This is a genomic window from Pseudacidovorax sp. 1753 (assembly GCF_040544975.1).
Lineage (GTDB): Bacteria > Pseudomonadota > Gammaproteobacteria > Burkholderiales > Burkholderiaceae_C > Xenophilus.
This window is the reverse complement of sequence record NZ_JBEPKY010000002.1, coordinates 1-12,229: the sequence shown is the minus strand read 5'-3', so window position 1 is coordinate 12,229 and position 12,229 is coordinate 1. Positions and strand designations below refer to the sequence as shown.

9 protein-coding genes are annotated in these 12,229 nt (G+C 71.3%); all 9 read right to left on the bottom strand.

The genetic code is table 11. The features are described 5' to 3' along the window. Positions 1-63 precede the first annotated feature (63 nt). The gene (locus tag ABIC63_RS02345) at positions 64-681 is read right to left on the bottom strand and encodes a DNA-3-methyladenine glycosylase I (RefSeq protein ID WP_294369263.1); all 618 of its coding nucleotides are present in this window, start codon (positions 679-681) and stop codon (positions 64-66) included. Continuing rightward, positions 678-2,087, bottom strand: coding sequence for a Na+/H+ antiporter NhaA (nhaA, locus tag ABIC63_RS02340; protein WP_354318537.1), 1,410 nt, complete (start codon positions 2,085-2,087; stop codon positions 678-680). Before nhaA ends, ABIC63_RS02345 begins: the two co-directional genes overlap by 4 nt. Before the next feature lie 177 nt (positions 2,088-2,264). Further along, entirely contained in the window at positions 2,265-3,002 is a 738-nt protein-coding gene (gene kdpE, locus ABIC63_RS02335; protein WP_294369255.1) for a two-component system response regulator KdpE, read from the bottom strand. 11 nt (positions 3,003-3,013) lie between these two features. Next, positions 3,014-5,782, bottom strand: a complete 2,769-nt coding sequence (locus tag ABIC63_RS02330) for a DUF4118 domain-containing protein (protein WP_294369252.1) — start codon at positions 5,780-5,782, stop codon at positions 3,014-3,016. A gap of 33 nt (positions 5,783-5,815) precedes the next feature. Further along, positions 5,816-6,667, bottom strand: coding sequence for a TorF family putative porin (locus tag ABIC63_RS02325; protein ID WP_354318536.1), 852 nt, complete (start codon positions 6,665-6,667; stop codon positions 5,816-5,818). A gap of 182 nt (positions 6,668-6,849) precedes the next feature. Next, on the bottom strand, positions 6,850-7,434 hold the full coding sequence (gene kdpC / locus ABIC63_RS02320) for a potassium-transporting ATPase subunit KdpC (protein ID WP_354318535.1): 585 nt from the start codon (positions 7,432-7,434) through the stop codon (positions 6,850-6,852). Between the two features lie 19 nt (positions 7,435-7,453). Next, a complete protein-coding gene (gene kdpB / locus ABIC63_RS02315) occupies positions 7,454-9,625 on the bottom strand; it encodes a potassium-transporting ATPase subunit KdpB (protein ID WP_354318534.1) in 2,172 nt (723 codons plus the stop codon). Between the two features lie 10 nt (positions 9,626-9,635). Next, entirely contained in the window at positions 9,636-11,435 is a 1,800-nt protein-coding gene (gene kdpA, locus ABIC63_RS02310; RefSeq protein ID WP_354318533.1) for a potassium-transporting ATPase subunit KdpA, read from the bottom strand. Further along, positions 11,435-11,533, bottom strand: coding sequence for a K(+)-transporting ATPase subunit F (kdpF, locus tag ABIC63_RS02305; protein ID WP_017757755.1), 99 nt, complete (start codon positions 11,531-11,533; stop codon positions 11,435-11,437). The genes kdpA and kdpF overlap by 1 nt, the downstream gene beginning before the upstream one ends. Positions 11,534-12,229: the final 696 nt, after the last annotated feature.

Sequence of the window (12,229 nt, the reverse complement as noted above, 5' to 3'; positions counted from 1 at the left end):
ACCACGCGCCTGCGGGCGGGACAGGGCGACGCGACGTCGCGGCCGGCGCTCAGCCGCAGCCGTTCAGCCGCGGCCCGTGGGTGGCTGGAAGCGCGCCCGCGCCTGCACCGCCTTCTCGCGGAAGGCGCAGCCCGCCGCATGGTCGTTGACCAGTCCCATCGCCTGCATGAATGCGTACACCGTGGTGGGGCCGACGAACTTCCAGCCGCGCTTCTTGAGGTCCTTGGACATGGCGATGGAGGCGGGCGAGGTGGCGCGCACCGTCACGCCATCGCCGCGATCGGCCGGCACCTCGTGCCGCCACACATAGGCGGCCAGCGAGCCTTCGCGGGCGATGAGTTCCTGCGCGCAGCGGGCGTTGTGGATGGCCGCCTCGATCTTGCCGCGGTGGCGCACGATGCCCGCGTCCTGCAGCAGCCGCTCGACATCCGACTCGCCGAAGGCGGCCACGCGCGCGATGTCGAAGCCGTGGAAGGCGGCGCGGAAGTTCTCGCGCTTGTTCAGGATGGTCAGCCAGCTCAGGCCGGACTGGAAGCCTTCCAGGCACAGCTTCTCGAAGAGGCGCCGGTCGTCGGCCACGGGGTAGCCCCATTCGTCGTCGTGGTAGGCGCCGTACTGTGGCGTGGCGGCGCACCAGCGGCAGCGTTCGTGGCCGTCAGGGCCGGGCAGGGTAGTCATCATGGGCGGTCGTCGGCCAGGGAGGGGTGGGAAAGGTCGTGCGGCACGGCGTCCGTCCGCGCTGCGCGGCGACGATACACCGCGCCCCAGCCCAGCCCTAGCACGGCCGCCACCACCGAGGCACCCAGCACGCCCAGCTTGGCGGCGGCCAGCAGGTCTGGGTCTGCAAAGGCCAGCATGGCGATGAAGATGGACATGGTGAAGCCGATGCCGGCCAGCAAGCCCACCAGCCAGATGCCGCCCCAGTCCACGCCAGGCGGCAGCCGGCACAGGCCGCTGCGCACCATGAGCCAGCTCGCGCCGACGACGCCCAGCGGCTTGCCGGCCACCAGGGCCACCATCACCCCCGCCATCACCCAGACCGCCGCGCCGGCATCGCCGCCGCCACCGCCCAGGTGCACGCCGGCATTGGCCAGCGCGAAGATGGGCATCACGCCGAAGGCGACCCAGGGATGCAGCGTCATCTGCACGCGCGAGACCGGCGGCACGAGCTCGCGCTGGGCCTGCAGCAGCTGGCGCCGCGGATGCAGCAGCGCGGCCGGCGCGGCGCCCAGGCGCGCATCGGCGGCCGCGCTGCGCAGCCGGGCCGCCGCCTCGTCGATCAGCGCCTGCGCCGGCTGGCCCAGGCGGCCGGGACGCACGGGCGTCATCAGGCCCAGCACCACGCCGGCCAGGGTCGGGTGCGCGCCGGTCATCAGGATGCCGCCCCACAGCACCGCGCCCGGCAGCACATAGGCCCAGGCCGAGCCGGCACCGATGCGCTGCAGGCCCAGCACCATCAGCACCCCAATGGCCGCCACCGCGAAGCCGGCCATCGCCAGTCCGCCGGAGTAGAAGAGGGCGATGATCAGCACCGCGATCACGTCGTCGATGATGGCCAGGGCCAGCAGGAAGACGCGCACGTTGCCCGGAATACCGCGCCCCAGCAGTGCGAGCACGCCGACGGCGAAAGCGATGTCGGTGGCCGTGGGCACGGCCCAGCCGGATTGCCGCACCGGGTCGTGGTTGAGCGCCAGATACAGCAGCGCCGGAACGGCCACGCCGCCCAGCGCGGCGCCGATGGGCAGCAGCGCCTGCCGCAGGTTGGAGAGCGCGCCTTCGTGGATCTCGCGGCGGATCTCCATGCCGACGACCAGGAAGAACAGCGTCATCAGGCCGTCGTTGATCCAGAAGTGCAGCGAGGGCGCCGCTGACCAGGCGCCGACGGTCAGGCCCACGGGCAGGTGCCACAGCGCGTCGTAGCTGTCCCGCCATTCCGAGTTGGCCCACAGCAGGGCGAAGGCGGCCGCAGCCAGCAGCACGATGCCGCTGACGGCTTCGATGTGGAGAAAGCGTTCGAAGGCCGCAAAGGCGCGTTTGGCGATGCGCTGTGCGCGCGGAAGGGCGTGGGGGGCGACGGTCCGATGCATGGGACGGATCTCCAGGAGCAATCCGCGAGGCGGCCCGACCTTCGCGACTCCTGCGTGGCGCCCGTCTGCGCCTCGCACCCAGCCAATCATGATAGCCCGGCGGCGTTTGCGTTCCTGACCGCGCCTGCCGGCGTCGCGTGTGCGGCCTGTCCCACGTCCGTCCGGGCCGAAGTGGCATTAGCCTGGCTGCAGCACCAGCCGGTAGCCCACGCCGGTCTCTGTCAACAGGTGCCGCGGCTGGGCCGGGTCCAGTTCCAGCTTCTGCCGCAGATGGCCCATGTAGACGCGCAGGTAGTGGCTCTGTTCGGCATGCGATGGGCCCCACACCTCACGCAGCAGCTGGCGATGGGTCAGCACGCGGCCGGCATTGGCGATCAGCGTGCACAGCAGGCGGTATTCGGTGGGCGTGAGGTGCAGCAATTGCCCGTTGCGGCGCACCTGTCGCGCCAGGCGGTCGACTTCGACCGCACCTTCGCCCTCGCCGAAACGGAACACGGGATCGGCCGGCGTCTCGCCCACCGCGCGGGGCCGGCGCAGGTTGGCCCGCACGCGCGCCAGCAGCTCGCCGGTGCCGAAGGGCTTGGTGAGGTAGTCGTCGGCGCCGGCGTCCAGTGCGGCGATCTTGTCGGCCTCGTCGCTGCGGGCCGAGAGCACGATGATCGGCACGCCCGACCAGCCGCGCACATCGCGGATCAGCGTGACGCCATCGCCATCGGGCAGGCCCAGGTCCAGCACCAGCAGGTCGGGCTGGCGGGTGCCGGCCATGGCCAGGCCCTCGCGCAGATCACCGGCCTCGTGCACCTGCCAGCCCTCGGCCTCCAGCGCGCCGCGCACGAAGCGGCGGATCTGCGGCTCGTCCTCGATGACGACGGCAGTGGGGCTGGGGGTGGAAGCGGGCGGGGCGGCGACAGGCATGGCGCAAGGGTTCAGGCGGGCGCGGCGGGTGGGTCGCGCCGCGGCAGCACGACGGTGAATTCTGCGCCGCCGCCGGCCTCGTCCGGCACCGCATCGGCCGCATGGATCTGTCCGCCATGGGCCTGCACGATGGCCTTGCAGATGGCCAGGCCCAGGCCCACGCCGGGCGTGGCCGACTCGGCATGGCCCCGGGTGAACTTCTCGAAGAGCGGGTCCGGCTGGCCCTGCAGCGATGCGGGCAGGCCCGGGCCATGGTCGCGCACCGTGAGCTGCAGCGTCTGCGGCAGCGCGCGGGCCGAGATCAGCACCGGCGGCGCGCCATAGCGGGCCGCGTTCTCCAGCAGGTTGACCAGCACGCGCTCGAGCAGCACGGCGTCGAACTCGACCAGCGGCAAGTCGGCGGGCAGGGACGTGCGAACGGCACCCGCGGGCAGCACGGAGCGCGTGGCGCGGATGGCACTGCCCACCACTTCCTCCACCGACTGCCAGTCGCGCCGCAGGCTCACAGCGCCGCCGGCCGCCCCGCTTTCGAGCCGCGCCATGTCCAGCAGGTTGTTGACCAGGGCGCTCAGCGCCCGGGCCTGCGCCACGATGGCCTGTGTGGCCTCGCCGATGGCGGGCGAGGCATCGGCGCCGGGCAGGCGCTGCAGCGATTCGGCCAGCGCGATCAGCGCCGTGAGCGGCGTGCGCACGTCGTGCGACAGGGCGCCCAGGAGTGCGTTGCGCAGGCGTTCGGATTCGATGTCGACGACCGCCTGCTGTGCCACCTCCACGTAGTGCACCCGCTCCACGGCGATGGCGATCTGGCGGGCCAGCGTCTCCAGCTGCTGGGCCTGCTCGGGCACGAGCAGCCAGCGTGGCTCGGCCGGCCGCAGGGCCAGCACGCCGCGCACCCGCATCGGTGCCTTGAGCGCCACGTAATGCCAGGGCTGGGCCGACAGCGTGCCGGTGCCCAGGCCTGCGCTCTGGCCATGCTGCCAGGCCCAGTCGGCCACGCTGAAGTCGAAGCCCGCGGGCGCGGCGGCCGGCGGCTGCAGCCGGTCCTGCGCGTCGGCGGTGAGCACCAGCGCCTCGCCGCCGAAATGCCGCTGCACGGCGGCGGCGCCGATGTCCGCCACCTGTGTTCGCTCCAGCGCGGCCGACAGGTCGCGCGTCAGCTCGAACAGCGACTGCGTGCGCAGCGCCCGGCTGGCCGACACGGCGGCCTGGAAGCGCAGCCCGGCCGTGAGCTGGCCCACCAGCAGGCCCACGCCCAGCATGACGGCGAAGGTCAGCACGTACTGCACGTCGCTCACCGCGAAGGAGAAGGTGGGCTGCACGAAGAAGAAGTCGAAGGCCAGCACGTTGAGCAGCGCGCCGAAGGCCGCCGGCGTCCGCCCGAAGCGCCAGGCCACGCCCACCACGCCGAGCAGGTAGAGCATGACGATGTTCGACAGCTCCAGCACGCCCGACAGGGGCGTGGCCAGCAGCGTCACGCCCACGCAGACGGCCGCGGCGCAGGCCAGCCCTTTCCACGGCCCCGCCGCACGGGCGGGTTCGTCCTCGGTGCTCGCATGGCGCAGGCCGGCGGGCGAGCGGGCCAGGCGGCGGGCGCTGTCGGCGCGGCCCACGCAGACCAGGTCCAGGTCGGGCGCGCGGCGACCCAGCCGCTCGGCCAGCGGCCGGCGGATGCGGGCCAGCCAGCGGTCCCAGGCGGGCGCGTCCGCGCTGCCGGCCGCAGGGCCGAGGATCAGCGTGGCGCAGTTGAGGCGCCGCGCCTGCGCGGCCAGCGCGCCGGCCACGTCCTCATCGGTGAGAACGGCGGTCTCGGCGCCCAGCTCCTCGGCCAGGTGCAGGGCGGCCAGCACCTGGTCGCGCCGGGCGGCGGGCAGGCGGGCGAGCCGCGCCGTTTCCACGTAGGCTGCATGCCAGCGCACGTTGAGCTGGCCGGCCATGCGCGCCGCCACGCGCACCGTGTGGGCCGCCGCTTCGCCTGGGCCGATGGCCGCCAATAGCGCGCCCGAGGTGTTCCAGGCCGGTGGCGTCTGGCCGTCGGCGCGGGCGCCGGACTGCTCCACCCGCCAGCCGCGCACGTCGTCCTCCACATGCTCGGCCGTGCGGCGCAGGGCGATCTCGCGCAGCGCGATCAGGTTGCCCTTGCGGAAGAAGTTCTGTTGCGCCTGCCGCGCCTGATGCGGCACATAGACCTTGCCGGCGGCCAGGCGGGCCAGCAGCTCGTCGGGTGTGGCATCGACCAGCACCACCTCGTCGGCCTCGTCCAGCACGCCGTCGGGCACGGTCTCGTGCACGCGGATGCCGGTGATGGCGCCCACCGTGCCGTTGAGGCTTTCCAGGTGCTGCACATTCAGGGCGGTCCAGACCTCGATGCCGGCCTCCAGCAGCTCCTGCACGTCCTGCCAGCGCTTGCCGTGGCGCGAGCCGGGGGCGTTGCTGTGGGCCAGCTCGTCCACCAGCAGCAACTGCGGGCGACGCGCCAGGGCGGCGTCCAGGTCGAACTCGCGCAGCACATGGCCGCGGTGCGGCGTCTGGCGCAGTGGCAACTGCTCCAGGCCGTGGAGCAGCGCGGCGGTCTCGGCGCGGCCGTGGGTCTCGACCACGCCGACCACCACATCGCGGCCCGCGGCGCGCTCGCGCTGGGCGGCGCTGAGCATGGACCAGGTCTTGCCCACGCCGGCGTTGGCGCCGAAGTAGATGCGCAGCCGGCCCCGGCGGGCGCGCCCATCCTCGGCCTGCATCTGGGCCAGCAGGGCGTCGGGGTCGGGGCGTTCGCGCTCGGTCATCGGGCCGGCAGGTTAGCAGCGGGCTGGCCGACCTTAGAAGGTCTTGGTCAGCGTGGCGATGAAGCGTGCCTTGTTGGGCGACTCGCTGGTCGTGAAGGTGCCGGCGGGCAGCACGAGCTGGCCGGTGGTGGCTTGGTAGGCGTCCTTCTTGTTGGCGCCGACGATGGCGCCGGTCAGGCTCAGGCCGCCGCCGAAGTCGTAGGTGGCGCCCACGTTGTAGTCCACGTAGCTCTTGTAGGGCGTGTTGCGACGGATGTCGCTGGACAGGGCGGTGTAGCCGACGGCGGCCTTCAGCGTGACCTTCGGGAAGATTTCCTTGCTGTACGCGATGTTCAGGTAGCCGGTGCCGCGGCCCTTCCAGCCGGTGGTGCGGTTGCTGGCGAAGCCGAAGTAGTCCTTGGAGACGGTGCTGGAATACTTGACGGTGAAGGCGCCGATGGCCTCGTCGCTCCAGGTGGCGGCGCCGTACAGCTCGGTGGTGTTGCCGGTGCGGTTGCCGGGGTAGATGTACGTGAGCACGCCGAAGTCGAGGTCGAAGACGCCGGCCTTGAACTTGTAGCCGCCGTAGATGTCGCTCTCGATGGAGTTGCCGGCGAGCCAGTTGACGCTGGAGTTCCAGTTGCCGACGTAGAAGCCGCTTTCGTGGGCATAGTCGAAGCCGCCCTGGACGGCGGGCTTGGCGGCATTGGTCTTGTAGAAGCCGTTGTTGCCGATGGCGTCCTGGTCCTGGCCGCGGAACTTGTAGTTGCTGGTCAGGGAGATGTTGGCCGTGATCGGCGAGGGCTCGGCCGCTGCGGCCGGCGCGGGCGCCTCGGACTGGGCATGGGCGCCCAGGGCGATCAGCCCCAGGCCGAGGAAGCAGAAGGAGGAAGAGCGGAAGTTCATGGGAGAAGGCATCGTCGATGCGAAGGAACAGAGAGAAAGAAGCGGCGTGTTTTCAGCGCGGCCGGCGTCGGCGGGCGTGGCGTTCGCAGCCACGCACGATCAGCCAGGCCACGCCGCTGGGCAGCAGGACGGCCACCAGGGCCGTGGCGGCGGCAAGAAGGTCGGCGAGCATGTGGAGGCACTCAGCGGCGGGCCAGCCCATCCAGCGCCAGGTTGAGGGCCAGCACGTTGACCACCGGCTCGCCGAGGAAAGGCAGCACGGGCCGCTGTACCTGCGCGTCGATGAGCTGCCGGACCTGGGCGGCATCGAGGCCCCGCACCCGCGCCACCCGCGCGGCCTGGTAGCGCGCCGCCTCGGGGCTGATGTGCGGATCGAGGCCGCTGGCCGAGGCCGTGACCAGGTCGGCCGGCACCGGCGCGGTGTTGCCGGGGTCGGCGGTGCGCAGGGCCTCGACGCGGGCCTTCACGGCATCGGTCAATGCCGGGTTGAGCGGCCCCAGGTTGGAGCCCGAGGAGCCGCTGCCGTTGTAGGGCTGCGGCGCGGTGGCCGAGGGCCGGCCCCAGAAGTGGCCAGGGTCGCTGAAGTTCTGGCCGATGAGGGTGGAACCCACGGCTTGGCCGTCGCGCTCCACCAGGCTGCCGGCCGCCTGCTTCGGGAACAGCGTGCCGGCCACGCCGGTCACGGCGACGGGATAGACCACGCCGGTGATCACGCTCAGGGCGGTGAACAGCACCAAGCAGGGACGCACGAGCTTCTGCTTCGTCATGATGGACATCTCCAAAGGTTCAGACCAGGCCGACCGCGGCCAGCAGCAGGTCGATGAGCTTGATGCCGACGAAGGGCACCAGCAGGCCGCCCAGGCCGTAGATGGCCAGGTTGCGGCGCAGCAGCGCGGCGGCGCCGATGGGCCGGTAGCGCACGCCCTTGAGCGCCAGCGGAATGAGGAAGACGATGATCAGCGCGTTGAAGATCACCGCGCTCAGGATGGCCGAGGACGGGCTTTCCAGCCGCATCACGTTCAGCGCCGCCAGCTGCGGGTAGGTGCTCACGAAGATGGCCGGGATGATGGCGAAGTACTTCGCCACGTCGTTGGCGATGCTGAAGGTGGTGAGCGCGCCGCGCGTCATCAAGAGGGCCTTGCCGGTCTCCACCACCTCCAGCAGCTTGGTGGGGTTGGAGTCCAGGTCGACCATGTTGCCGGCCTCCTTGGCGGCCTGCGTGCCGCTGCCCATGGCCACCGCCACGTCGGCCTGGGCCAGGGCGGGGGCGTCGTTGGTGCCGTCGCCCGTCATGGCGACGAGGCGGCCATCGGACTGGTACTGGCGGATCAGCTTGAGCTTGTCCTCGGGTGTGGCCTCGGCCAGGAAGTCGTCCACGCCCGCCTCTGCGGCGATGGCGGCGGCGGTGAGCTTGTTGTCGCCCGTGATCATCACCGTGCGGATGCCCATGCGCCGCAGCTGCGCGAAGCGCTCGCGGATGCCGGTCTTGACGATGTCCTTGAGCTCGACGATGCCCAGCACGCGGGCGCCCTCGGCCACCGCCAGCGGCGTGCTGCCGCGGCGGGCCACCTCGTCGGCGGCACGCAGCAGCTCGGGCGGCATGGTGCCGCGCAGGGTCTCGACATGGCGGCGCACGGCCTCCACCGCGCCCTTGCGCAGCGGCACGGGGTCGCCCGCCAGGTCCAGCGCGGCGGCGGGCAGGTCGGCGCCGCTCATGCGCGTCTGGGCGGTGAAGGGCACGAAAACGGCGCCGTCGACGGGGGCGACATCCACGCCCTCGCGGCGGGCCAGTTCGACGATGCTGCGGCCCTCGGGCGTTTCGTCGGCCAGCGAGGCCAGTTGCGCCGCATGGGCCAGGCGCGCCTTGTTCACGCCCGGCGCCGGCAGGAAGGCCGAGGCCTGGCGGTTGCCGTGGGTGATGGTGCCGGTCTTGTCCAGCAGCAGCACGTCCACGTCGCCCGCGGCCTCGACGGCGCGGCCCGAGGTGGCGATCACGTTGGCCTGCATCATGCGGCTCATGCCGGCCACGCCCACGGCCGACAGCAGGCCGCCGATGGTGGTCGGGATCAGGCACACCAGCAGCGCCACCAGCGCGGTGATGGACACCACCGTGCCGGTGCCCGCCGCCTGCACGCTGAAGAGCGAATAGGGCAGCAGCGTCACCGTCACCATCAGGAAGACCAGCGTCAGCGCCACCAGCAGGATGGTCAGCGCGATCTCGTTGGGCGTGCGGGCGCGCTTGGCGCCTTCCACCATGCCGATCATGCGGTCCAGGAAGGACTCGCCCGGGTTGACGCCGATGCGCACCACCAGCCAGTCCGACAGCACGCGGGTGCCGCCGGTGACGGAGGAGAAGTCGCCGCCGGACTCGCGCACCACCGGCGCCGATTCGCCGGTGATCGCCGATTCGTCCACCGAGGCCACGCCTTCGATGACCTCGCCGTCCAGCGGAATCATGTCGCCGACCTCGACCAGCACCACGTCGCCACGGCGCAGGTTGGTGGCGCGCTCCGGCCGCCAGATGGCGCTGGTGGACTCGGCCGTGGCCGGCTCCGGCGCGGCGCCTTCGGCACGCACGCGGGCCAGCTGCTCGGCCAGGCGTGCCATCTCGCGCGGTGCGCCTTCGAGCTTCTTCGCCCAGCTGTCCTTGCGCAGGCTGCGCAGCGAGGCGGCCTGCGCCTTGCTGCGGCCTTCGGCCAGCGCCTCGGCGAAGTTGGCGAAGAGCACGGTGAACCACAGCCACAGCGACACCGCGAGGATGAAGCCGGGCCGCATGCCGGTGTCGCCGGGAAAGTTGAGGCTGTGCACCCACAGGAGCGTGGTCAGGATGCTGCCGACGTAGACGACGAACATCACCGGGTTGCGCCACTGCACGCGCGGGCTCAGCTTGGTGAAGGACGCGACGAGCGCGGGGCGCACCAGCGCGCCGTCGAACAGGGAAAGCGTGTTGTTGTTCATGGGGCGCGCCTCACTTCCAGAGCATCAGCTGCTCGACGATGGGGCCCAAGGCCAGCGCCGGCACATAGTTGAGCAGGCCGACGAGCAGCACCGTGCCGATCAGCAGCACCACGAACAGCGGTCCGTGGGTGGGCAGCGTGCCGGCCGTCACCGGCAGGCGCTGCTTGGCGGCCAGGGCGCCGGCAATGGCCAGCACCGGCACCATCACGGCGAAGCGGCCCAGCCAGGTGGCCACGCCCAGCGTCGTGTTGTAGAAGGACGTGTTGGCCGAGAGCCCCGCGAAGGCGCTGCCGTTGTTGTTGGCGGCCGAGGTGAAGGCGTACAGGATCTCCGAGAAGCCATGCGCCCCCGGGTTGGCGATGCCGGCGCGGCCGGCCTCCACGCTCACCGCCACGGCCGTGCCCAGCAGCACCAGGATGGGCGTCACCAGGATGGCGATGGCGATCAGCTTCATCTCGTAGACCTCGATCTTCTTGCCGAGGTACTCCGGCGTGCGGCCGATCATGAGGCCGGCGATGAACACCGCCAGGATGGCGAACACCAGCATGCCGTACAGGCCCGAGCCCACGCCGCCGAACACCACCTCGCCCAGTTGCATCATGACCAGCGTGACCAGCCCGCCCAGCGGTGTGAGCGAGTCGTGCATGGCGATCACCGCGCCGCATGAGGCCGCCGTCGTGACCACGGCGAACAGGGCCGAGGCGGCGATGCCGAAGCGCAGGTCCTTGCCCTCCCAGTTGCCGGCCGACGGGTCCACGCCCAGGGCGGCCAGCAGTGGGTTGCCGGCCTGCTCGGCGCCCGTGGCGACGATCACGCCGACGACGAAGATCGCTGTCATCGCACCCAGGATCGCCCAGCCCTGGCGCCGGTCGCCCACCACCTGGCCGAAGGCCAGGCACAGCGCTGCCGGGATGGCGAAGATGGCCAGCATCTGCAGCAGGTTGGTCAGCGCCGTCGGGTTCTCGAAGGGATGGGCCGAGTTGGCGTTGAAGTAGCCGCCGCCATTGGTGCCCAGCATCTTGATGGCCTCCTGCGAGGCGACGGGGCCCATGGGCAGGGTCTGCGACTGCGTGGTGGCTTCCTTGGTGACGGGATTGCCGGCGGCGTCCTTCAGCGGCTGGCCGTCGGGGCCGTTCTGCGGGTCCTGGTAGACGGTCGCCTCGATCGTCGTGACGGTCTTGTAGCCGTCGAAGTTCTGGATCGTGCCCTGGCTGACGAAGACGAGTGCCAGCACGAAGGCGATGGGCAGCAGCAGCCACAGCGTGAGCCGCGTGAGATCGGCCCAGGCATTGCCGATGGCGCCGAAGCGCGCGCTGCGGCGGCCCGCCTCGCCGCGGGCCGCAAAGCCGCGGATCAGCGCGAAGGCCACGGCGATGCCGGTGGCCGCCGAGAGGAAGTTCTGCACCGTCAGCGCCAGCATCTGCGTGAGGTAGCTCATGGTGCTCTCGCCGGCGTAGCCCTGCCAGTTGGTGTTGGTGGCGAAGCTGAGTGCGGTGTTGAAGGCCGAGTCGCCCGAGACGGCCGGCAGACCGGCCGGGTTGAGCGGCAGCAGGGCCTGCAGGCGTTGCAGGCCGTAGACGACCAGGGCGCCCAGGGCATTGAAGGCGAGCAGGGCGAGGGCGTAGCGCATCCAACCCATCGAGGCATTGGGCTCGACGCCGGCCAGGCGGTAGAGCGGGGCTTCGACGCGTGCGATCCAGCGCGGCATGCGGCCTTCGCAGAGCGCGGCGAGCCAGCGGCCCAGCGGCCAGGCGAGAAGCAGTAGAAGGCCGAGGAAGACGGCCAGGAGGGTCCAGGCGGAGGCGGTCATCAGAAGTCCTCCGCCCGGATCAGTGCATAGACCAGGTAGGCCAGCAGCAGGGCGGCCAGCGTGCCGGCCAGTCCGTAGAGGGCGGCGAGCGACATCATGGCCGGCTCCCGTTCGGCCGCTCCATGGCGGCCAGCGCATACACCAGCGCCACCATGCCGGCCCACAGGGCGGCGATGGCGACGAGCCAGACGATGTCCATTTCTCACTCCAGTCATCGAAAAGACGATGGCTGGCAGTGTCTGAAGGGGCGCCTCAAGACGGTGTAGAGACTGGCCGGTGCCGTATCAAAACGGCGTAAAGATCGAGACGCGGGGGTATGCGATCGGGGGCGCTGCGGGGTCTGCCTCAGCGATCGGCCGGTGGCATCGGTATGGCGATGGTTATGGCCATGGATATGGTGATGCCGAGCCGAGCCGAGCCGAGCCGAGCCGAGGGCAGAGCAGCTCGGTGCGGCGCGCTATGTCGGGGCGCACCAGCGGTGTACCGCTAACCGGGCGGAGGACGTCGGCATGCGCGCTCCCGGTGCACGCTCGCGCTGACCGGCTTGCCTCACCACACGGGTGCTCGCTCTCCACCGACGTGCTTTGGGCACTGCACGGCGCCGCGAATGGCACCTCCGCACGCACACCGCCATCCTCCGCCTCGACGGTGGTCCTTAACGGCAGGATTTGCCGCCAGGGGCCTCCGAGTCCGTTCGCTCTGAGGTTCTATGGTTCTCGTCAAGCGACAGTGGCCGCCAGGCGGGCATCGAACATCGCGTGTTGCTTGAACAGCGAGAAGGCCACGCGCATGAG